Source organism: Marinobacter xiaoshiensis (genome assembly GCF_031631795.1).
GTDB lineage: Bacteria > Pseudomonadota > Gammaproteobacteria > Pseudomonadales > Oleiphilaceae > Marinobacter > Marinobacter xiaoshiensis.
The window spans coordinates 34,644-57,480 of record NZ_JAVMBO010000014.1 but is presented as its reverse complement, the minus strand read 5'-3'; the positions used below and the strand labels follow the sequence as shown (position 1 = coordinate 57,480).

Here is a 22,837-nt window from a genome sequence, read left to right as displayed (position 1 = left end):
GGTATCACTCATTCTCAAGAAAATGTCTGACAGCATCGGCAACCGGGCGGGTATCCCCATCAAGATGACAATGATGCCCACCAGGCACATCAATCGTTTTCAAATCTGATATTGCGTCCGCACGGCTATCAAGCCCTTTACGTTTCGCCAGCAGCCCTTCACGAGCCCTCACAAACAGCGTTGGCGCTCTAACTGCTTTGAGAGAAGCCAAAACCTGCTCCTCAGTCATCATCAATGGAGACGGGTGCCGTAAACGGGCATCTGTGCACCACCCGTATCCTTCACCCTCGGGTTTTACATTTCGGGAAACCAGAGCCAGCGCCGCTTCATGGCTCAGGGGGCTAAACCCGCCCTCACGAACTTTGGCAGCAGCAACCATATCCGGATAAACCACAGGGCGGCCAGAGCCGGCGATTCGCTTTTTAATGGCTTTGCGCAACTGTGGAATCGTTTCGCTGGCCGGATGACTCAGTGCGCCGAGGCTGTCGATCATCACCAGCTTGCGCACCCTGTCCGGAAACGCTGCTGCATAGAGGGCACCCACAATGCCACCCAATGAATGCCCGACAATGTCGATTTGCCCAGCCTGACCTTCACCGCAAAAGTGCGTTTCGATCAACTCGGCAAGATCCGCTACGTAATCCATCAACTGGTAACTCTGCCCCGGTGGGCGGTGACCAGATCGCCCATGGCCCGCCATATCCACTGCGAACAATGCCGCCCCCTTCGCCAACTCTGGCGCTATTCGGGAGAACGTCAGGCTGTTATCCAGCCAGCCGTGAAGCATTATAACGGGCGGGGCCGCGGGCTCAGAGCCTTCATGGGACTCTGGAGAGCCCTCAGCGGGCCAGCTCAGGCCCGTGAGCGTGATGTACTGCAACGGCCACAGCATCTCGCGTACCACTGCACCGCTGCCCTGAATATCGGGCGATAGGGCAAGATCGTTCATTTGTTTAATGCCCCTCACATTGTATGTGTTGGGCGATCAGAGCTCAGAGAACCGGCAAGATAGGATTCAATCTTGGTTTTTGCGCTTTCATCATCACCGTTGAACTGTACGCCAATACCAGCCGCCCGGTTACCCTGCGCACCCTTGGGTGTAATCCAGATAACCTTGCCTGCAACCGGAAGTTTTTCTGGCTCATCCATCAGGTTCAGCAACAAAAATACTTCGTCGCCAAGCTGGTATTGCTTTTGCGTAGGTATAAACAGACCGCCCTGGCGAATGTATGGCATATAGGCGGCGTACAAAACCGCTTTATCCTTGATCGTCAGGGTAAGAATGCCGCTGCGCGCACCGAATCCGGGCCCCATATCTGACACCTTCTGAAATTGGTTATTTTAGGTTAAACAAAAACCCTTTATAACTCCCGATGATAGCAGGAGTTCTTGCGAAAAGCGTAATCAGGACGCACGACGCTTTGTGGGCATAAGCTCGCGCCAGGCAATCAGCAATCGGCTGGCCTCAAGCTCGGGGTTTACGTTGTATACACCAGCCATGCGAGCCTCCCGAATTTTGTCCAGCAGATCGTGGGCGCGCCAGGCCGGGTTATTGCTGGCCAGAAACCCTAGCATTTCTCCGGCTTCATGGTCGCTCGCTTTGCCTCCAGCGCATAACCGCGCCAAATCTGCGGCCCAGCCTTCAAACAACCACAACATATCTTCCAGCCCCAGCGCCTTGAATGCCTTTGCGGCTTCCGCTACTGCCACCTGGCCTCTCATGAACTGACGGAACTTGTCGAATGCTTCATCCCGTAACGCGGGAAACTCACCGGTAGCATATTCCAGGGCCAGACGTGGTGCATTACCTGCCAGCATTAGTGATTTTGCCAGTAACTCCGCGGATGGTTTTTTGTCACCATCCATATCCGCAGCCTTGCCAGCTAGCCACTTGTCAGCCTGCTCCGTTGACGGCAGCGAAATAGACAACACCTGGCATCGGGAACGAATAGTGGGCAATACGGGCCGACCACTTTCCTGCAGGAGTATTAGCACAAAGTCCGGTACTGGCTCCTCCAAGGTTTTCAACAGGGCATTTGCAGAGTTGACGTTGAGCTGGTCGGCGCGATCAATTACCGCAATCTTGCGACCAGCAACTTGCGGTGATGAGACTGCGAACGCCGAGAGCGACCGAATCTGCTCGATTCGTATCATCCGGGACTTTTCCGGTGAAAACACCCGAACATCCGGATGGCTTGATGCTGCCAGCAGTTGGCATTGACGGCACTGGCCGCAGGCAATCGGCGTTCCGGCCTCCTTGTTCAAGGGCGCAGAACATAGCAATAAGCCAGAAACTGCATCCGCCCATGCGCGCTTGCCTACACCACACTCCCCCGTAACCAATAAAGCATGGGGAAGCCTGCCATCAGACAGAAGGCCTTGGATCATCTGCCAGGGTTTCTGCAGCCAAGGCATTTCTAGGGCAATATCAGTCACTGTGTTTTCCTGATTGGGCGTTGGAACTCGATATGCGAGGCTGAGGTTTACCAGCTCTACGAAGCTGTCGCTTCATGGTACTCAGCAATCTGCGTAGGCGCTTCAGTTCATCATCAGTGGCACGATTAGAACCCGCCGCAGATGCAGCACTATAGTAATGGCTGTTAACCATCCGGGCAAAAAGCCTTGCCGAATCGGATACCGCAGGTTCAGCAGTCGCTAGTCTTGAAGCCAAAGCTGCCGGGGTTTCGCCACTTCGAACCGGCACCCCTGCGCGCCCACACAACTGATACCAGCCATTCAATACGCGCATATAGCGATCCCGGCTGCGCCCCCTGCGCATTTGCAGAGCCGATATCAGGCCCGCAATCAAAAGGCCTGCACCGACTATTCCGGCGGTGAGGTAGCCCAATTCTTTCATACCAAACCCGCCGGGCAAACGGGACATTAGATTCAGCTGGCTCTGCCCCTGATAACCCACTACCCAGCGCTGCCATTGGTAATTGATGCGATCAAGCTGCTGGCTTGCCCATCTAATGGCGGCCACGTTCCCATAACGCTGGGCTGATGCCCAGTTGTTCTCAAGGAAAGAACCTTCTTCGGCAACTGCTTCTCGCAAACCAGATTCAATCCTGCTTGGGGAAATAACAGCGGTGGGATCAATTCGAATCCACCCCTGGCCTTCAACCCATGCCTCCACCCAAGCGTGGGCATCGTACTGGCGCACTACCAGATATTCATTGCCCGCCCCGCTTTCACCGCCCTGATAGCCCACCACAACCCTCGCTGGGATTCCGGCGGAGCGCAGCACAAACGTGGTTGCTCCCGCGTAATGGGCACAGAACCCGCGCATTTCATCAAAAAGCAGGCTGTCTATGCCGTCGCTTGGCATTCTGGGCGGGCGCAAGGTATAGAAGTAGGGCTGCTCGCGGAACCGGTTCAATAGGGTGCGAATTACGCCCATATCATCAGTGGACTGCCGTAGCTGTTCTGCCAATTCGCGAGCTCTCGGGTTACCCGATGCCGGTAATTGTAAATAACGCCGCGCTTCACCGGGCGCTAGAGCTTCGCTTACTTGCTCACCGGAATCATCTAATGCCAACCTGTAACGCACGGCGCTATCTGCAGGCCGGCGGAAGCGAAACAGATCGCCTGACTCCTTTACCACGTTGTCTGAAACCGCTACGGAATTTTCGAGCGCAAACGCCCAGCGCTGGTCCGTTGGCTCCATCAAGACATCGTATTGCCCGGGCTCAAGTTCACCTATGCCGCCGTCCACATCAACCCGGCCAGGTCGCCGGAAAGGCTCGTAACCACTCTGGCGCCAGGTTCCATTATCGAGAGTATCCAGTATCAGCCCCCGCCAGTACCTGTCCCGGTGAGCTGGCATGGGGCCGCCAAAGGTCACCCTGAAAGCTCGTGCACTGCTTTGCGCAAGATTGGATATATCCCCTGGCCGCATGGTGTCACTGATTCCACTGCGGGCCTGACCAGAAACCAAAGGCACACTCCAAAGCGGCTCCATGCGCGGGAAGAAGATAAACAACAGCACAACAACCGGCAGCACTTTAAGGAGCATGCTTGCCAGCCTGCGCCAGCCGGCTTTTATGCCTCCGGGCAAGTCCGGTGCATTGAGCACCTGCAAGCCAATCAGTAATAAGGCGATGGCGCCGATGTTAACCAGCGCCCAATGGATTTCCTGATGAAACAGAAAGTTCACAGTGGCCAGATACACCAGAATATAAAACAGCACATAGAAATCACGGGCAGTGCGAGTTTCCAGCCATTTCAAACCAACTGTGAGTACAAAGAACGAAGCCGCGGTATCCACGGTAAAGCTCCCCTGCACACGTACCAGGTAAACTGCAATAAGCGCCAACATAATCCCGGTTCGCAACCAGCGCCCCGGCAAACGCACTCGGCCTTGCTGAGCCAGCCAACGCCAGCTTGCCAAGGCGACACACACAAGGACCAGCCACACGGGCAGCCGGTCAATTTGCGGCGACAGCAAGAGCGCAAAGCTTGCCATCAACCAGAGCAGCGCCCGGGATGGCAGGCTGTCGCTTTGCTTTTCAGGTTCCGGCATTGACCGGCTCCAAAAACTCATATCTTCGCCCCTGCCGTCGCTTTCTTACCTGAATCCGTATTGCTGCGCGTGCCGTGGGGCGCGCCTTGCATATCCCTTGGCTTTTCCTGGCCCCAAACCGCCAGCGCCCGAAGGCAACGGGTTGCATGGGCTTGGCCAGAGTCTGGCTCTATTACCTGGCCGGGCAGGTTCAAGCCAAAACGTGCCCCACTCTTGCCGCGCTCAATCACAAGCCAGGACAGGTAGCTGAGCCGCAATTCATGGTCAGTCCCGGCAAATGCATTAAAATCCAACCAATGGGGGCTGCCTTTGTCGGCTTCCCAGTCCGCCACCACCATTTGGCCGCTGCGGGCAAAACGCTTCCACATAACGCGCTGGCTCATATCCCCATCACGCCAGGGCCTTAATTCAGCATGATCATTGCCTTCGGGAGATCGTGCACTTGCCGTTTGGTCGCCATCGTCCACCGCGCTGACAACATCGGGGGCTGCTATTGGCCGAGGAAACACCACGCCCGCTGACACCGGCCTCATCCAGGACCAGGCCTTGAGTAAGCCAAAGGGGAAACGGGTTTCAATTCGGATACTGTCTGGTCGCAAATAGCCCCGGAAGGCAGAAACCACCGGCAATGCCACATCTGCAGACTGCCCGGATGGCACATGGCCCAAGCGAACCTGAGTGTCGTCATCTGAAAGCGTAATGGCTATGGCGTCGTCTTTGCCAGCGGCAGCTCGCAGGCGAAAAAGAATGTCATCACCCGCAAATCCTTCCCCCGCCTGGACCAATGTGAGCTCCAGGCCAGAAAGGTTTCGATGGGTTTGGTGCATGGCACCCACAAACACGGCACCAAGGAGAAAAGTGACCAGATAAATAAGACTGTTCTGATAGTTAATGGCAGTGAGCAGCATGATCAGCAACAGCACGCCGAACACCACGCCCGCGGCCGTAGGCAAGATGAAAAGATTTTTCTGGGTAAGTAGCTGGACATCGGAGCGCGGAATTCGACGGTTGATCCAGCGCTGCCAGCGGCTGCGGATTAGTCTGCTCATTATGTCCCTGAGGCCGGAAGATTGAATAAAAGTTCAACACATCGAACATTCACTGCCATGTTAACCCGCATCGCAGCGCTTTTATAACTCTACGGCCAATCAAGGATTCTGATCACAAACTGACACTCACACCCTTGAAATGATGCGGAACAACCCGAATACTGCTTGATAGAGAGATGCGTACTGATTGCTGTAACCTCAGACACGCCTCGTACCTGAGTTTATCGCAGCAAGAGGCCAGATTATGAAACACCTGAACCTGCCAGGCGGGCACTATCCCCGCATGGCCAGTCTTATTAGAAGTACTAATAAAAGCACCACCCCTATCGCAGCGGCCATGGCCGCAACACTTGCAGCAGCTGCGATGCCGGCGTTTGGGGGTGTTCAGTCCATGACTTCCGATGAAATGGTCGACACCTACGTTAAAGATTCTGCGGTTATTGTCGTACCCAGAGAAGGCCGTAAATCGGAAGCCGACCGCCAGCGCATTATCCGCTCTCTCACCATTTCCCCAGGTGAGCCAGTTGTTACCGAAGCGGAAGAAGAAGCCTACCGCGAAGGCCTGCAACGGCTTACCGAAGAAGGCCAATCGGATGCTTTGATTAGCGCTGAAGAAGAATTCCTGCGCCGAGCGCTATTGCTCCCTCAGGAAGAGCTGGCAAGAGCCCAGCCCCAGGCAGACTTTACGCCGAACATTGCACCGCTGATCTTCGGCCAACAGATGCAGATTCCGGATGAGCCATTCACCCAATCGTTTCTTAACGATCAGCTGGGTATTGGTTTTGACGGGCAGAACCTGAACTTCTCCATCGGTAACCCACCGGGAATAGATCAGATTCAGCTGCCACAGGGGATTAATGAAGGGCCCATTTTGTTAACACCCAGACCGGGTGGTGGGTTTGATCTTTCTATCAGGGTGCCTGATCAGTAGGTAGTTCTGCCAAGCTCAATAAGGACTTAAAAAAGCGGCCGCTTGTATTCTCAAGCGGCCGTTTTTTATTGACTGTAATCTTACACAGATCTTTTATTCAATTCCCGGAAACAAAAAACGCCCCGACGAACGGGGCGTTTTAACACTACTGGTGTTCAGATCAGATTAGTGACCGTATACCGCCAGCTTGGTGTTGGTTACTGCTACGTTGTCGAGTGCAACGGAACCGATAGAAGCTCCACCGATTTCGATGCTTGCAACAGACACATCCATGAAGATGTTGTTAACATCGATGCGGAGTACGTCTACTGCTGTTGAGGCGCCTAGGCCGGTACCTTTGTATACGTCAAGGTTAGCATTGGCAAACCCTGCAAATACAGCCTGCTGCTCCGGTGGCATATTCCCAAAATCATATCCATTAGCTGTGTACATAGCTACTGCATCAGCATCAGCGCCCGCACCTGAGATCTTCAGACCACGAACACCTACACCCAAGAAATCAACATCGAAGTTCATGTTCTGAACATCGAATGCTGCTACCAGGTTCAGGTGATCAGTAGCTGTATCAACCTTGATATCCAACTGAGCCAGCATACCGAAGCCGCTCAGATTCGAGATCAGAGTTGTGCTATCACTACCAGTATTACCTGCCAACAACTGCATGGAACCAACTTCCAGACCCCAGTCGATCGGGTTACCATCAAGCGTGCCAACGTGAATAATCGCGTCGCCGTCGTCAGCGATGTCGATATCAACCTTGATCTGGTCCAGCAGGTCATTAAAACCAGCGCCAGCACCGATTGCAGTAACACCAGCACCACCAAGAACGATGTCGTTCACGGCGAAGGAACCTTCATCCGTATACTTGAACTGGCCAATAGACACTTTGGTTTCCAGCTCAATGGTGACACCGGCCTGACCGGTTACGTCGCCCATTGCGGTATCGTTCATGGCTTGCAGTTCTGCGTTAGCTGCGAAAGGGGCAGCAGCCATAGCAGTGATCAGAGCAATTTTCTTCAGGCCTTTCATATTGTTCTCCTTATAAACTCGTTTTGTTTTTCTTACTGAGTTTTTAGTTTTGGATGTGGAATTCGCTACTCCACAATTCCATTTAAGATTGTTTTACAGTCTTAGTCCGTGACCCCATTCACAGTTCGCTAACACAACGCTTACATCCTGTAACGAACCGGCGACTGGCTCTCATTTCAGTTGGTAGCATCGGATTCGGGTTTACCGTCATGGAAAATCTGAAAAGGCTTCTCAGTAGTAACCGGCTCAGAATAGGTCACATGGCCATTCGTTACCTGGTATGGAACAACCTTGTTGCCAGAAATACCCAAGCGATGCTCAAACTCAATAACCAACGCCTCATCGTCGCTACCCTCACGGATTTTCCCTGTGTAGAGAATCACCGACCCATGAATTTTTCCGCGACGGGCCAGCGACTTCAGTGCTGCACGGTACATGAGAATACGGATTTGAGCCGGTGCATCCTTCGCTTGTTCATCTATGTTAATCCGCTTGACGGTAGCGCCGTCCTCTAAAAGCATCCAGGCCGAGGGTAAGTTAGGCCCTGAATCGGTTAGAGTCGCCGTATACTCATCGGTCGCCTGCTCGGTCAAATGAAGTATCTGCTGCTGACCCAGAACGGCGTATTTTGACAGCTCCAGTTTTATTGCCATCTCCTGCTCTGGCGTCAGTTCTGCGGGAGGCGTCTCCTCTGCGCTTGCTGGAGGAAGAGCAAAAAACACAGTGAGCAAAAGAGCGGTTTGCAGCGATTTACCAAGATAAGACTTCATTATTGATCCTGTTTTATTGGCGGTAGCTTCTACGCTAAGACTTGCAACTCAGCTAGAATGCGACTTTCCAGTACTGAGGTGGCAGTCGTCGTTTTTTTGTTTTTTCATTAGACCAGCCGCCTTCTAGGTCCGACAATGCGATTTTTGTGGCCTGAGTATCATTATTCCAATTAACCGGAGTTAATTTGCTACTTCCTGTTTCCTCGCCGCTAAGTCGCGAAGACTACGAACAACTGCTTACCCACGCTGCCAACCAACCAGACTTCGCCTACCTGGGAAGCATTGGAAATGGTAATAACCGGGGGTCGTTTAGTGGGTTTACAGCCTGTGCGATTTCCACAAAGCGCGTTGATTCAGGGCATATCCAGGCGCTCGACACACACATGCTGGCCAAAGAAATGGAGGGCATGGTTCAGCGCTACGAAACTCCGCTACCGGAATCTCAAGCCCATTTGACAGGTGGCTGGGTGGGCTTTCTGAGTTACGAATTCGGGTACTTGAAAGAGCCCCGTCTTGCACCAATGTGCCCCACTCCTAGACCCCCCCTGCTCTTTGCGGGTTTCTACCTTTGGGCCGCAAGCCACAACCGGAACACCGACACCTATCACCTATGGATTCACCCGGAGTGCCCCGAATGGGTTTGCAGCAACCTTCAACGGTGGCAGCGCGCTATGCCGCTACCCAGCAAAAACGTGGCTGAAAAGACCGCTGACTGGAGAATGATATCGCCGTTTAAGGCGCGCCAGCCTGCACAAGAGTTCATTAACGGCGTGGGCATGGTTAAGGACTACATCAACGCAGGCGACTGTTACCAAGTAAATCTCTCCCAGGAATTCCAGGGTAGTTATCAAGGACAACCCTGGATTGCATTTCAGGCGCTAACTGAAGCTAACCCGACGCCTTATAGCGCTTTCCTGAAAGTAGATTCCAGCTCTGTCCTGTCTATTTCCCCGGAGCGTTTTCTTGAAATTCGCGGGCGCACGGTTAAAACCAGTCCGATTAAAGGAACACGGCCACGAGGTAAAATCCCGTCGGAAGACAAGGCCTACGCAGCAGAGCTTGAGGCATCGGAGAAAGATCGGGCAGAGAATCTGATGATTGTGGACTTGCTGCGTAACGACCTGAGTGTGCACGCTGCAGCAGGCTCTGTATCCGTAGACAGCCTGTTTGCCCTTGAGACCTACAGAAATGTCCATCACCTGGTTAGCCACATTCGCGCAGAATTGGCGGAAGGTGCTTCACCAATGCAGGTGTTATTCGATGCCTTCCCCGGCGGCTCTATAACGGGCGCGCCTAAAATTCGAGCCATGGAAATCATTCGGGAGCTTGAGCCACATTGGCGAGGGCCCTATTGCGGTTCCGTATTTTATCGGGGGCTTGATGGCACTTTGGATAGCAATATTGCCATTCGTACCATGCTGTGTGACAAAGAAGAGATTGAAGGACAAGCTCAGGAGAAAGGGAGCATTCGTTGCTGGGGCGGTGGCGGAATCGTTGCGGATTCAGACCCGGAAAGCGAATACCAGGAAACCCTCACCAAAGTAAAACCGCTGATGGATTTCCTGGAAAACCTGTCCCCGAGCGGCTGAACGCCGCTCTGGAACCAAGGCCCTTTATACAAGGGCCTCCAGGCGTACATTTTAATCAAACGCTGTGAACAGCACTCGCCTTCAGGAACTCTTTCTTCAAATCTTCAAATTCATGCACGGCCGGGTACTGCGGAAATTCTTCGATCACGTTTTCAGGTGCATGGAAGAGAATGCCTGCTTCCGCCTGCCCCAGCATGGTGGTGTCGTTGTAGGAATCACCCGCTGCAATCACGCGATAGTTCAGCAACTGGAAAGCGCGCACCGACTGGCGCTTGGGATCTCTCTGGCGCAGCAGGTAGTTAGTGATCTGGCCGTTTTCGGCAACTTCCAGCTTGTGGCACAACAGCGCCGGGTAGCCCAGTTTTTTCATCAGCGGCATGGCGAATTCATAAAAGGTGTCTGAAAGGATCACCACCTGAAAGCGCTCACGCAGCCAGTCCAGAAACTCGCGGGCGCCTGGCAGCGGGTCCAGGGTACCGATCACTTCCTGAATGGCCGGCAGGCCGTATCCATGCTCATCCAGAATTCGAAGACGTTGCTTCATCAGAACATCGTAATCCGGAATGTCACGGGTGGTGGCCTTGAGCTCTTCAATACCGGTTTTTTCTGCAAATGCGATCCAGATTTCCGGGATCAATACGCCTTCAAGGTCAAGACATGCCAGTTCCACAGTGATCTCCTGATTCAATGGTTCAAGTGTTAAGTCTGAATGAGAGCATGGCCTGCCCCCTTTTATAGACGCGGTATCATAAGAAATATCCGGGCAAAAAGCATCGTGCATCCCAAGAAAACACCAAGATTTACCGGTCTTACCTGCCCGCCTGGCTATAACCATATAGACGGTCATTCCTTTATGGAATTAGAGATTTAGTGCTAATCTGCACAAAACTCGCATCAGGTACTGGTATTTTATGCGCAATATCCACGATCTACAGAACGAACTGGCCGATCAAAGCCCTAGGGCGATTCTGAAGGCTGCCTTCAAGCGCTATGAAAACATCGCTATTTCTTTTAGTGGCGCAGAGGATGTGGTGCTCATCGAAATGGCTCACAAGCTGACGGACAACCTTAAGGTGTTCACATTGGATACCGGTCGTCTGCACCCGGAAACTTACGAATTTATAGAACGGGTGCGCAAACATTACGGCATCAGCATTGAGGTTCTGTTTCCAGATGCCAATGAAGTGCAGGATCTGGTGAACCAAAAGGGCTTGTTCAGCTTTTTTGGGGATGGCCACAGCGAATGCTGTGGGATTCGCAAAGTAAACCCGCTCAAGCGCAAACTCGCAGGGGTTGACGCCTGGATTACCGGCCAACGTAAGGATCAGAGCCCGGGTACACGAAATGAGGTTCCTGTTGTACAAGAAGACGCAACTTTCTCTGTTCCCGGCAAAGCACTGGTAAAGTTTAACCCCCTGGCCAACTGGACATCCAAAGAGGTGTGGGACTACATCCGCATGACGGAAGCTCCCTACAATACGCTGCACGAGAAAGGTTTTGTCAGTATTGGTTGCCAGCCCTGCACCCGCCCTGTGTTACCAGGGCAGCACGAGCGCGAGGGACGCTGGTGGTGGGAAGAAGCCACACAGAAAGAGTGTGGCCTTCATGCAGGAAACCTGATCGCCCGCCAGTAAGGACTGGCGGTTGATTGTTGACCAGGCGCTTAGAGAATTGGCAGTTTTATATCTTTGAACAGGGCTTCTATCTCGCTGCGGCTGCTCTGGCGCGCAACAGCAGCATCAACCACCTCTTTTGTCAGATGGGGTGCGAAGCGCTGGATAAACTCATACATGTAACCTCGCAAGAATGTACCCTTGCGGAAACCGATGCGGGTAACACTCGCGCTGAACAGCTTTTTTGCGTCCAGTGCAACCAGGTCCGGGTCCGTTTTAGGGTCAAACGCCATGCTGGCGATAATTCCAACCCCAAGCCCCAAGCGCACATAGGTTTTGATTACGTCGGCATCTGCTGCGGTAAACACAACCTTGGGCGTCAGGCCTTTTGATTTGAAGGCCTCATCAAGCTTGGAGCGCCCTGTAAAACCAAACACGTAAGTGACCAGAGGGTGCTCTGCGAGCGCTTCCAGCGTCAGCTCAGGTAATTTAGCCAACGGGTGGTCTTTGGGCACGATAACCGTGCGGTTCCAACGGTAGCACGGCATCATAATCAGATCGTTGAACAACTCCATGGCTTCCGTCGCTATGGCGAAATCAACGGCGCCCGTTGCTGCCATTTCAGAGATCTGCATGGGTGTTCCCTGGTGCATGTGCAGGGACACATCCGGGTAAGTCTCGATAAAGCCGCTGATAACTGGCGGCAATGCATATCGCGCCTGAGTGTGAGTGGTGGCTATGCTCAGGTCACCTTTACGCTGGTTACTGAACTCCTGAGCGATCTTTTTAATTCCCTCCGCCCGGCGTAAAATTTCACCCGCCTCACGAACGATAATTTCACCCCCTGGGGTGATGCGGGTGAGATGCTTGCCACTGCGGGCAAATATCTCTAACCCCAACTCATCTTCAAGAAGGCGTATTTGTTTGGAAATGCCCGGCTGAGACGTAAAAAGACTCTGGGCGGTTGCCGACACGTTGAGATCATGGTGCGCAACTTCCCAGATATAGCGCAGCTGTTGTAATTTCATGGGCTTTGTCGCTCCCTGAGTTTTGCCTTAGGCGGACTGCAAGTGGATGTATACGGGAAACAGAAGCTAAGAATACGCATAACGGCGCCGCTTTTCATTCTTTTTAAGTATAGATGGGCGCTTTGATTCAGTTTAGACCAAAATCTCGCCGGCGCAGCCTGTAACACGGGTGTTTGTTTCTCCAGCCATTGACTTGCGAGACACAAAGCACACAATCCCGGTACAACTTTATTTCCGGCACACAGGACGTCAATGCTGTTAACTACCAAATTCCTAAGGCCAGCCACCGACCCCAGAGCCGTGCAGCGAGACCGACTCAGCTCGCTTTTAGCGCCCGGCCACCCGAAGCGGCTCAACCTTGTATTAGCCCCGGCAGGGTTTGGTAAAACAACCTTGGTAAGCCAGTGGTGCGCGCGCACCTCCGGGCCAATTGCCTGGCTCTCTCTGGATGAGCATGACAACGACCCCCAGCGCTTCTGGCAATACGTTGCCAGCGCTTTCGAGCATGCGGGTCTAACGGGGCTTGAGCCCTGCCAAAAAAGCCTTTCCGGCAGCACGGATGACAGCATTAACAGCGCGATCACGGCACTGGTTAATGCCCTGGCTGCGGATGGTGGCCCCTGGGTTCTGGTGCTGGATGATTTTCAGTTTGCTGCCAACGACCGGATTCACCGGCAGTTTGGCTACTTTGTGGACTACCTCCCTGCTGGTGTGACCGTTACGCTAATATCCCGCTCCGAACCGCCCTTGCCTCTGGCTCGTTGGCGTGTGCGACGTTGGGTACAGGAAATTCACCCGGCACTCCTGGCATTTTCGGAAGATGAGTGTCGGGAGTTTTTTCACAGCACCATGGGCATGGTCATTCCAGACCAGGACGTGCAGGCCATCTGCCAACGCACGGAAGGCTGGGTAGCGGCCCTGCAGCTTTCTGCTTTATCAGGCAGCGACAGAGGCCTGGAGCAGATCAAATCGGGCGTGGCACAAGACGCGCCCACCGCTGCACTGAGCATCGATGAACGGCATATCAGCGATTACGTTCTCAGCGAAGTGCTGGATAAGCAACCAGATGAAATCGTTGCCTTCCTGCTCGATACTGCCTGTTGCCCCCGGCTGTGCGCGTCAATGTGCGACTCAATTCGTGAAACTGACAACAGCCAGGAGTTGCTTGAAAGCCTGCTTTCGCAGCACCTGTTTCTGATTCCTCTGGACAATCATAACGAGTGGTTCCGTTACCACGACCTGTTTCGGGATGCACTGCTGCAGCGGATTGGCCACGCCGACCCCACCCGGGCGCATCAACTTTGGCAGCGAACGGTTGAGTGGTTGCTTGACCACGGGCAGGTTCAGGGAGCCATTGCGCAAATTGTGCAGAACAAAGACTGGCCTTGGCTGGCGAGGGTTTTGGCAACCCATGGAAACAACCTGATTCATGGGGGGTACCACTTGCCGGTCCTGAACTGGCTCGATGAGTTGCCCGCGGATGAAGTTAAAGAAAGTCCCCAGTTGCAGATGCTGCGTGTTTGGGGCCATTTTTTCGCGAATCGACTCGATAACCTGGAGCACTTGCTGGCCAATGTAGAAGACTTGCTTGACCGGCGCGTTGCCGATTCCGCTCCAGATGCCGAAGGCGCACTTGGCGTACAAAGCGAGATAACGTTGATACGCTCCTACCTTGCCCGCTCACGCAGCGATGACAAGAACGCCAGTGATCTGACTCGCCAGGTTCTTGCAGAAATAGACCATACGCAAATCCCCCTCAAATCCGTAACCTACTATGGCCTAGGCCTCGACGATTACGGCAAAGGTGATTTGCCAGGGGCCGAAGAAGCGCTGAAATCTGCGGTTCATTACGGACAGGTTGAGCGCAAGCCAAGCACCGTTCTTTCAAGCGGTGGTTTACTCGCATGGATACAGTACAACCGTGGCGATATGGACCTTGCTCTGGAAACCTGCACCAACGTACGAAAGTGGGTAGATCAACACTATGCAGACCCTAGCCAGCCAAGGCTTATTTCCTGTTGGCTAAGCGCCTCACTGACGGAAATTTTCCGGGAGCGAAATCAGCTTCGGGATGCAGCTGCCCACCTGGAGCCTTTGCTTGAGCATGTAAACAAGGGTGCTGAGCCGGGACAACATATAATTATCCAGCATGTTCGCGGGCATCTGGCCTTCAGCGATGGTCGCTATCAGGAAGCAATAGAGTATCTGGCGGACGCGGAGCAAGTTGGCCGTAAACGCCGGGAGCATATTGTCTTTGAACCTCCCGCCAGTTCTGCACTATTTGCGCGCTGTCACCTTGCGGCCGGGCAAGTCGCCCGGGCCCGCTCCATTCTTGAGTCTGTTCAGAGCCATACCCTGACCAACCCGCTGAACCGTGAACAAAACAGCATCAGCTATGCGCGGCTGCTGGTTGATGAGGGTAAGCCGGAACAGGCGCTGGAAATCCTTGATTCATTGATGGCGGCTGCCATGCATAACGAGCATACCCGGCACGTTGTTGAAGCATTACTTGTGTCTGCCGAAGCTCTCGACCAGCAAAATCGCAGTGAAGAATGCCAGGAGCGGCTCGCACGGGCATTGAGTGTCGCTGCAGAGGCCGGATTCTTAAGGCTATTTGCCGAAGAAAGCCCCCGGTTACAGGCGCTATTGCTTGAATCCCCTGCCTTGAAAAATGGCGGAAACTGGCAGCGCAACTTGACTGAGATGCTTCTGAGCCCGAACAGTGAGCCGAGTTCAGCCACTGCGACAGGGACTCAGCCTATGGCCAGTAAAACCAATGCCAGCCGCCCCGCCCGGGAGCTTGCGGAACCTCTGAGTCAGCGTGAATTGGAAGTACTGGAGCTGATCAACGCAGGCTATGCGAACAAGGATATTGCGGTGCGCATGGGAGTGGCTCCGGCCACGGTAAAAGCCCACATACGCAACCTCTATGGCAAGCTGGACGTAGGCCGGAGGACCGAAGCTCTGGCCAAAGCGCGAGAACTAGGCATCCTCACCGGGTAATTCTTGTGACGCACATCACACTGCGCGATAAGTTTTTAACCTTGCTACGCCCTTTGGACGATTCGGCTACGCCCCCTACTCCCTTATTATTGTTTCCACGGTGAGGCAACCCCTCACTACGAATTCTGAAACTTCAGGCCTTCAGACTTCTTGTAACGCGTTATTTAACGCAGTGCTTTTGCGAAAGCCCCCCTTAAAAAGCCAGCCCTCGGGCTGGCTCTTTTTTTGCCGCTTTTCTGTCTGATCAGCGGGCGATAATGCGCCGAAATGGTGGCAATGAATCAAGCAGTAGTTGTCCATAGCGTCTTGCGACAATGCGGCGGTCCAAAATAGTTACCCTGCCCGTATCCTCTTCCGTTCGCAGCAGCCGGCCAACCGCCTGAACGAGCTTAATGGATGCGTCTGGCACTGTAATTTCCATGAATGGATTACCACCGCGCTGGCTGATCCATTCTGCCAGCCCTGCTTCTATGGGGTCGTCCGGCACAGAAAAGGGTAAGCGAGTGATCACCACATGGTGCAGATACTTGCCGGGCAAATCGATTCCTTCTGCAAAACTGGCCACACCAAACAACACGCTGGCTCTGCCTTCATCAATCCGCTCCCGGTGTTGGCGAAGCACCTCACCCCGTGACATATCATCCTGAGTAATAATCAGATCCGGATAGTCAGGCGCGAGGGCATCCCGAACCTGATGCATCTGGCGACGGGAGGTGAACAGCACCAGCGTAGCGGTTTCACCGGCCCAGCATTCGGGTACACGCTTGATAAGCTCTTCGGCAAAACCATCATCCGTAGGCATGGAAGCCATGGCCGGCACTTCAACGGTCGCCATTTCTGCATACCGGAAAGAACTGGGTACCACCAACAAACGACTCGCTTCCGGCAGACCGGCCCGTGCCTGCAGGCGATCAAAGCGGCCAAGCGCCGTCAGTGTGGCGCTGGTTAACACTGCCCCGTAAGCCCGCGACCACAGCCTCGAATAAAGCAGATTATCTGCAAGCACTGGCGAGCTGAACAGAGTGATGTCTTCCGCATGATCCCAACGCTGCCGCACACTCCAACGTGCCGGAGGGGGGCTTTTGTAGATTCGGCCCCTCGGTTCCGGCCCGTTAGTGGAATCTTCCGGGATGCTTTCTGGTGAGCCTTCGCTGGAACCCTGCTCGCTTTCCGTGGTTTTCTTTGGTGATCCGGTTTGTTCAGTCCAGGCCGCCCAAAGCCGCAACTGATCTTCGGCACGGCTGTGGAATGCGCCAATTACCGGGTACCAGGCTTCGGCAGTGTCCCTGTCTATCTCGTGTTGCTTACGTTCATCAAAGGCACCTTGCAGTTCATCCGCCAACGCGCCCAAGTGACGCACCAGATTGGCCGTAGCGATTCTGCTTTCAGCAGCCAGCTCCGCCAGAGCGTCGGGCAGCTCACCCTCGGGATATCGCCATTGTGCAGAACGGCGCTCTTCATTGAATTCCCAGCCGGTATTGTGTTCGGCCTCCTCATAAACGCGGGCCAGTATGAGGTCAACATCCCGCGAGGCGGTGCTTATGCGCTCAACCGATTTAGCGGCTTGAGTAGCCGGGGAAAGGTAGGGCTGCATTTTGACTAACGCTTGGGATAGCTGTTTAAGCCATTGGCGTGTTGAGTTCAACGGAACAGACGCCGCAAAGTGATTCAGCGCTTTATCTGGCAGGTGATGGGCTTCATCAAAGATGAACAGCGCATTTTCTGGCTCAGGAAGTATTGCACCACCACCTAACGCAAGGTCAGCAAGTACGAGATCATGATTGGCCACCACGATATCCACTTCATCCAGATCCTTGCGAGCGTCAAAAAATGCACAGCTGTCGAAATAGCTGCAGTGCCGGTTCGTGCACTGGCGATGATCGGTAGTTACCTGGCGCCAAACGTCATCGGGTATCTGCTCAGGCCAGTGATCCCTGTCGCCGTCCCATTTGCGGGAGCCATAGCTTGCCAGCATTTCTTCGAAAAACGCCCGGGTTCCTGGTTCTTCGGTTCCTGGGCTATCCAGCAAAAACAGAGGCATGGTATCGCTGTCGCCATTGCCTTCATCGTGCAATCGCGATTCCAGGCGGGACATACACAAATACCGGCCACGGCCTTTGGCGAGGGTCCAGCTGAAATTCATTTTGCTGTGTTTTTTAAGATCCGGCAGATCTTTAAGAACAATCTGATCTTGCAATGCCACGGTAGCAGTGGAGATCACCAGGGTTTTGCCCAAAGCCCGAGCTATGGGAATAGCTGCAATCAGGTAGGCCAGTGTTTTACCCGTACCGGTGCCGGCCTCAACCACACAGGCCGCTGGTGGCGAGGTTCGCTGGCCATCGTTATCGGTAATCTCTCCCATGTAACGGGCAATTTCAGCGATCATAAGGCGCTGGCCATAGCGGGCGCGCACTCCTTTGCCTGCCAACACATCACGATAAGCTTGTTGAATTTGCTGTTTTACGTCCTCGGTTAATGCCATTAGCGCGGGCTCACCCAGTCGCGGACGATACCCACCCGAAAACTTCTGCCTTGTTTGCTTAGAATAACGCCATTCTCCGTCACTTCTTCTACCATGATCCCGGAAAAAGCATCACCCTGGCCAAGATAATGACCGTTAATCATTACCCGACTGGCGTATGGATCTGTTGAATAAATATGACTGTTAAACATCAGATCCGGGATACTCTTCTGGAATGACAGGGGTAATTCAACAAGGTGTGGCACACGCTCTTTGGGCCCATTCCGGGCCACATCCGGCGGGTCACGTTGCTGGCGCAAAGACGGAGTGATAATGGAAGGCCACTGGCGTTCAGGCTCAGCTATTGGTTCGTTGACCAAAGCAGCCGGCTGGGGAGCAACAACCCGGGCGGGTTCAGGCTGGGCTACTGGCACTGGCACTGGCTCTGGCTCTGGCTCTGATACTTCAGCAGCTGGCGCTGGTTTTACAGCCAACTCTGGCCCTGGCTTGGGGGTTGGCTTTTGTACAGCCTCCACTGCCGGTTTCGGCCAGAATACAACAGCCAGCACTCCGGCATTCACAAACAGTGCAAGCACCACCCACACCATCAGGGGTGTACGCTTTTTCTTGGGGCGATGTATCAATTGCACCTGTTGCCCAAGATCCGGGACTTTACCCTGGCGACGCTCAGTTTCAGACTTCCTGAGCGCATCAAGAATGTAGGACATACTCTATCCCTTCCCCTCAGGCTCTTTGATCATCAGCCTCGGAACATCTGCATTAAGGTCGCTGTTGATCTGAATGACGGTCATAGCGCCGGCAATACCATCAACCGTGAGCCCCTTTAACGACTGATACCAGCGCACCTGCTGTTGCGCTGTCATGCGTTTGATTCTGGCCACATCTGCAGGCGATTCACCGTAGGTCTCCGCAAGTTCCATCATGCGAACCCCAATCCACATTTCTTCGCCGGCGACGTCTCTGGCATCGGTGCGGAAGGTTACGTAATCCGGAAGTTGCCACAACACGCGGTACTCACCGAACCAGAAGGGCTCAATGCTGGCAAATGATACTTCCGCCGAGCCCTCATGCATCACTATTTCTGCTACATCACCTTGAATGTGTCGCAGCACTACATAACCCCGGTTGCCGCTATCATCCTGAAGCATCAGCATGGCTGGTCTGTCGAGATACGCCAGACTACGACGACTACCCTGACGCTCCAGGCAATCAAGACCCGAGCTGCGAGCAAACTCACAGGCAATTGGCGATTCCTGTGCGTTGTACGCCAAGCCCCAAATACCGAACAGCCCACGAAATGCTTCAGACAAGCTCACCGCCTGATCTGAGAACCTGAATACTGGAATCGGGTATGGCTCTATTTCATCTTTTGGTGCCAACTGGATCTCCGGCGGGTCTTCACGCTGCACAGTACCGACAAGCTGAGCGGGGGCTGCGTCTACCTCAGATATCACATCCGGGCCTGACCACTGCTTGTAGACCCAATAGGTACTCACGATAGCAAGCAGTAATGATGCCGCGACCAACAGAATGCCGGGTAGATCCGGTTTGCCTGTCATCCTCGTTGGACCAGGCCCTATATTTTTGCTGCCTCCAACTTCTTTCGCAGCCTGCCGTATATGTGCAGGCGACACTTCATGCTCACCCTCGGCGTAGGCGCCCAGCAATGCACGATCGCTGATCAGGTTAATAAGGCGAGGAATGCCATTGCTCAACCGATAAAGTTTACGAACTGCCGCGGGTGCGAACACATCGCCGCGCATGCCCGCCACACCAAGTCGGTAGCTGAGGTAGGCCGGCAGTTCATCACGGTTGATGGCATCCAGGTGGTAGCGCGCAGTTACCCGCTGGTTCAACTGTCGAAGTTTTGGAAGCGAGAGTATCTGCTGCAACTCAGGCTGGCCCAGCAACACAATTTGCAGCAGCTTTTTTTCTGCGGTTTCGAGGTTGGTCAGGAGGCGCAGTTGTTCCAGTACATCGGCAGACAGATTCTGGGCCTCATCGATCATCAGAACCTTGTGCCGGCCGGCTGCATGAGCCTTGAGCAGGTCCTTATTGATCAAATCCACCATCTGTTTGATGGTGGCGCCGGCCGGGTGAGCAATTTCCAGCTCGTCGCAAATTGAGGAAAGTAATTCACGGGCAGAAAGCCGGGGGTTCAGAATCAAGGCGATGTCTGCATGGGCCGGCGCATTCTCGATAAAGCACCGGCTCACCGTGGTTTTGCCCGTACCCACTTCGCCGGTGATCACAATAAAGCCACCCTGCCCCTGAACACCATACATCAGGTGCGCAAGCGCCTCTTTGTGGCGTTCGCTCAAATAGAGGTAGCGGGGATCAGGCGCAATCGAGAACGGTGGCTCTCTGAAGCCGAAGAAGTCGTAATACATGGGCGTCCAGTCTAATGCTCAGGCGCCGGGCTGATCGGCCTATTACCGGGCCAGGCTCTTTAGCAGCGTATCATACCGCCCGCCTCGCAGGCCTGTCATCTCAGGATGTTCCGGAATCAGCACTGTTTATCAGCCTGAGATCTGCAACGCTTCGGCGATTTTGTTGTTTCAGGCGGCGAACGCAGCGCTCCAGGGTTTTGGAGATACGCGCGTGGGAGCGAATCGTTGAAATTTTAGGCCAGGTTGCGCGCTCTCCGGCCAGCGTCATTTCCCGCACGAACTCCGGATTGGGATCGGCAAGCATTCGGGTGTAATCCTTGAACCCATAGGTAGGCGCAATGGTTATGTCTCCGGAGTATCGCTGGGCCATGATCGTGTACATATGGCCGGAAACCTGTCGCAACAGTTCTGGGCGCGCGCGCTTACGGAGGTAATCGAACACTCCCTGCCCGTGAAACTGGATCTCGGACTTGAGCAAGTGCAACGGCAGTCTGGCCAAAGACAGCTTGTCGTCTGTACCCCGATCGTTCAAGAAAGGCACAACGTGGGGATTGGTCTGGCTGACGATAGTGAAATTCACATCATAAAGATGCATCAGCCGCTCAATGGGCAGATCGCTCACAACAGAACCATCCACAAACTTGAGCCTTGGCATGTAAGGCAGCGCCTGACCCTTAAGATCTTTTTTCATCAGGGTAACCGGAGGGAATATACCCGGTACCGCAGCACTGGCTAGCGCAGCGCTCCACACCATCAGATAAGGCGAGGTGTAACCGGATAACAGTCGGGCCTTCTGGTGAGCCTGCACCGGCGACACACTCATGTTAATCGATCGGCCCGTACGCTGGTAAGCCTCTTCAAACGTGTACTCACCGATGTTAGTTCGCAGGCACGTGCGCAACTGCTCTTGATCCATCAAACCTTCGCCGCGCATGGCACTGACTATACCGCGCCACTTCCAGGCTTTCAGATTGTGGTTCTCCGGGACCAGCATCTCGGGGATTTCAGCGTCTGTGTGCACGCCAAGCATGCCCGCAACAATTGCGCCAGCGCTGGAGCCTGTAACAACCTGCGGCAGCAGCCCTCTCTCCCATAGCGCCTTGATAACCCCAAAATGAAACATGCCAAGGCTGGCGCCACCACTTAACAATAGTGTGGGTCGACCATAACTCGTGAGGGTGTCGCGAAAAAACTGAAGTTTGTCAGCAACCGGAAAGCCGGGCACCGGGTGGTCGCACAGAAAATCCAGGGCTTCGCAAGCCTGCGCTATGTACTCTTCAATCAGATGTTTGGTACCAACCCGGGAGCGTGTGTAAAGCGCCGGGTTGCCCATATTGCCAAGGTCATGATGAAGCCCTTCTCGCAATGCGCGCTTGAGGCGTTCAAAATCATTCTGCTGGCGATACTGTTTGATACTGCTCAGGCGGTCATACAGCAATTCGTAATGGTAGTGTTCTGAGACAAAATCCTCTTTCCACTCGGCATTACCTTCCAGAAAGTCCAGCTCGAGAGCCGCTGCCTTCCACACCTCATAATTCGGTGCCTCAGCCAGCATCTTTCGGAATTTACTAATCCTTGGGTCTTTCAGCACCGCGCCTCTCCTTGAGCCAGATGTCCGAATCAGAAGTCGTCAAGCATCAGGTCGTCATCATCTTCGCTGGCGAATGGATCCTGAGTAACCATGCCGTCGTTAATCAGAAACTCGCGACGTTGCAAGAAAGCATTACGGACAAAGATATAAACGTCGCCCGAGACGAACCCCTCTGCGGGTATCAGGTCTGCTCGCTTATCGATAATCTGAACACCCCGTGCATAGTAATTATAAGGGCTATCCACATTATCCCACAGAGACGGCAATACAAAACCATCTGCACCCAACCCGCTAAAATGCCGAGGGCTGGATGGCCCGAGGAATGGCAGCATCAGATAAGGGCCAGAGCCAACACCCCAGTACCCCAGGGTTTGGCCGAAGTCTTCTGGACGTTCTGGCAGATCAAATGCCGTTGCAACATCAATCAACCCACCCAGACCAAACACCGTGTTATAAGTGAAGCGCCCGGCAGCAACAATGGCTGATTCACCCTTCAGCTGGAAAATGCTGTTGGTGAAATTCCTTACTTCGGACAGGTTGTTGAAAAAGTTGGTGATAGCACGATCAACAATATCCGGCGTAAAGGTGCGGTAGGTTTGTGCCACAGGGCGCAACGCCCACCGGTCAATGGTGTCGTTGAATGTATAAACCTTGCGATTCCAGTTCTCGTAGGGGTCCTGCGGGTTGACGGCACGCGCGCCCTCAGGTGCCGGCTCCGCCGCGCTCTGTGCCGTGGCGGTGCCTGCGAAAAACACCAGTGCGAAAGCTGCCGCGAGTTGCATGGCAGCAAGCCAGCCCCGGGGTGAAAATTTTGTCATGCTCAACTCTTGGATTGTCGAC

Annotated in this window: 18 protein-coding genes; 4 read left to right on the top strand and 14 right to left on the bottom strand. The window is 54.0% G+C overall.

Features of this window, described 5'->3' with window-relative positions:
* Positions 1–4: 4 nt before the first annotated feature.
* The 5 genes from RKA07_RS10125 to RKA07_RS10105 all read right to left on the bottom strand — a co-directional run bounded on the left by RKA07_RS10125 (position 5) and on the right by RKA07_RS10105 (position 5,571).
* On the bottom strand, positions 5–949 hold the full coding sequence (locus RKA07_RS10125; protein WP_310966263.1) for an alpha/beta fold hydrolase: 945 nt from the start codon (positions 947–949) through the stop codon (positions 5–7).
* Between the two features lie 14 nt (positions 950–963).
* Positions 964–1,314, bottom strand: a complete 351-nt coding sequence (locus RKA07_RS10120) for a PilZ domain-containing protein (protein ID WP_200200787.1) — start codon at positions 1,312–1,314, stop codon at positions 964–966.
* A gap of 90 nt (positions 1,315–1,404) precedes the next feature.
* The gene (locus RKA07_RS10115) at positions 1,405–2,436 is read right to left on the bottom strand and encodes a DNA polymerase III delta subunit-related protein (RefSeq protein WP_310966262.1); all 1,032 of its coding nucleotides are present in this window, start codon (positions 2,434–2,436) and stop codon (positions 1,405–1,407) included.
* Positions 2,429–4,543 carry a transglutaminase TgpA family protein gene (locus RKA07_RS10110; RefSeq protein WP_310966261.1) on the bottom strand — a complete coding sequence of 705 codons (2,115 nt, stop codon included), beginning with the start codon at positions 4,541–4,543 and terminating at the stop codon, positions 2,429–2,431. Before RKA07_RS10110 ends, RKA07_RS10115 begins: the two co-directional genes overlap by 8 nt.
* On the bottom strand, positions 4,540–5,571 hold the full coding sequence (locus tag RKA07_RS10105) for a DUF58 domain-containing protein (protein WP_310966260.1): 1,032 nt from the start codon (positions 5,569–5,571) through the stop codon (positions 4,540–4,542). Before RKA07_RS10105 ends, RKA07_RS10110 begins: the two co-directional genes overlap by 4 nt.
* A 337-nt stretch (positions 5,572–5,908) precedes the next feature.
* On the opposite strand from RKA07_RS10105, the gene RKA07_RS10100 reads away from it, so the two are divergent.
* The gene (locus RKA07_RS10100; protein ID WP_310966309.1) at positions 5,909–6,502 is read left to right on the top strand and encodes a hypothetical protein; all 594 of its coding nucleotides are present in this window, start codon (positions 5,909–5,911) and stop codon (positions 6,500–6,502) included.
* A gap of 165 nt (positions 6,503–6,667) precedes the next feature.
* On the opposite strand, the gene RKA07_RS10095 is transcribed toward RKA07_RS10100, so the two are convergent.
* On the bottom strand, positions 6,668–7,531 hold the full coding sequence (locus tag RKA07_RS10095; RefSeq protein WP_310966259.1) for a DUF6160 family protein: 864 nt from the start codon (positions 7,529–7,531) through the stop codon (positions 6,668–6,670).
* A 176-nt stretch (positions 7,532–7,707) separates the two neighbouring features.
* On the bottom strand, positions 7,708–8,301 hold the full coding sequence (locus RKA07_RS10090; RefSeq protein WP_310966258.1) for a hypothetical protein: 594 nt from the start codon (positions 8,299–8,301) through the stop codon (positions 7,708–7,710).
* Positions 8,302–8,486: 185 nt separating this feature from the next.
* On the opposite strand from RKA07_RS10090, the gene pabB reads away from it, so the two are divergent.
* Positions 8,487–9,890 (top strand): aminodeoxychorismate synthase component I, encoded by a 1,404-nt coding sequence (gene pabB / locus RKA07_RS10085; RefSeq protein WP_310966257.1) that lies wholly within the window; start codon positions 8,487–8,489, stop codon positions 9,888–9,890.
* Positions 9,891–9,945: 55 nt separating this feature from the next.
* Here the strand turns inward: pabB and thrH are convergent, their stop codons facing one another.
* Positions 9,946–10,560, bottom strand: a complete 615-nt coding sequence (gene thrH, locus RKA07_RS10080) for a bifunctional phosphoserine phosphatase/homoserine phosphotransferase ThrH (RefSeq protein ID WP_200200794.1) — start codon at positions 10,558–10,560, stop codon at positions 9,946–9,948.
* 241 nt (positions 10,561–10,801) lie between these two features.
* On the opposite strand from thrH, the gene RKA07_RS10075 reads away from it, so the two are divergent.
* Positions 10,802–11,524: a phosphoadenylyl-sulfate reductase gene (locus tag RKA07_RS10075; RefSeq protein WP_310966256.1), complete on the top strand. Its 723-nt coding sequence runs from the start codon at positions 10,802–10,804 to the stop codon at positions 11,522–11,524.
* Between the two features lie 29 nt (positions 11,525–11,553).
* Here the strand turns inward: RKA07_RS10075 and cysB are convergent, their stop codons facing one another.
* Complete coding sequence (gene cysB / locus RKA07_RS10070) at positions 11,554–12,531, bottom strand: HTH-type transcriptional regulator CysB (protein ID WP_200200796.1); 978 nt, start codon at positions 12,529–12,531, stop codon at positions 11,554–11,556.
* A 252-nt stretch (positions 12,532–12,783) separates the two neighbouring features.
* Between cysB and RKA07_RS10065 the strand changes: the two genes are divergently transcribed.
* A complete protein-coding gene (locus tag RKA07_RS10065) occupies positions 12,784–15,534 on the top strand; it encodes a winged helix-turn-helix domain-containing protein (RefSeq protein ID WP_310966255.1) in 2,751 nt (916 codons plus the stop codon).
* Positions 15,535–15,778: 244 nt separating this feature from the next.
* Here the strand turns inward: RKA07_RS10065 and dinG are convergent, their stop codons facing one another.
* The 5 genes from dinG to RKA07_RS10040 all read right to left on the bottom strand — a co-directional run bounded on the left by dinG (position 15,779) and on the right by RKA07_RS10040 (position 22,815).
* Positions 15,779–18,016, bottom strand: coding sequence for an ATP-dependent DNA helicase DinG (gene dinG, locus RKA07_RS10060; RefSeq protein ID WP_310966254.1), 2,238 nt, complete (start codon positions 18,014–18,016; stop codon positions 15,779–15,781).
* Positions 18,016–18,723: a general secretion pathway protein GspB gene (locus RKA07_RS10055; RefSeq protein ID WP_310966253.1), complete on the bottom strand. Its 708-nt coding sequence runs from the start codon at positions 18,721–18,723 to the stop codon at positions 18,016–18,018. The genes dinG and RKA07_RS10055 overlap by 1 nt, the downstream gene beginning before the upstream one ends.
* 3 nt (positions 18,724–18,726) lie before the next feature.
* Positions 18,727–20,406 (bottom strand): ExeA family protein, encoded by a 1,680-nt coding sequence (locus RKA07_RS10050; protein ID WP_310966252.1) that lies wholly within the window; start codon positions 20,404–20,406, stop codon positions 18,727–18,729.
* Between the two features lie 100 nt (positions 20,407–20,506).
* Positions 20,507–21,997: a DUF3336 domain-containing protein gene (locus tag RKA07_RS10045; RefSeq protein WP_310966251.1), complete on the bottom strand. Its 1,491-nt coding sequence runs from the start codon at positions 21,995–21,997 to the stop codon at positions 20,507–20,509.
* A gap of 29 nt (positions 21,998–22,026) precedes the next feature.
* Entirely contained in the window at positions 22,027–22,815 is a 789-nt protein-coding gene (locus RKA07_RS10040; protein ID WP_227715062.1) for an MlaA family lipoprotein, read from the bottom strand.
* Positions 22,816–22,837: the final 22 nt, after the last annotated feature.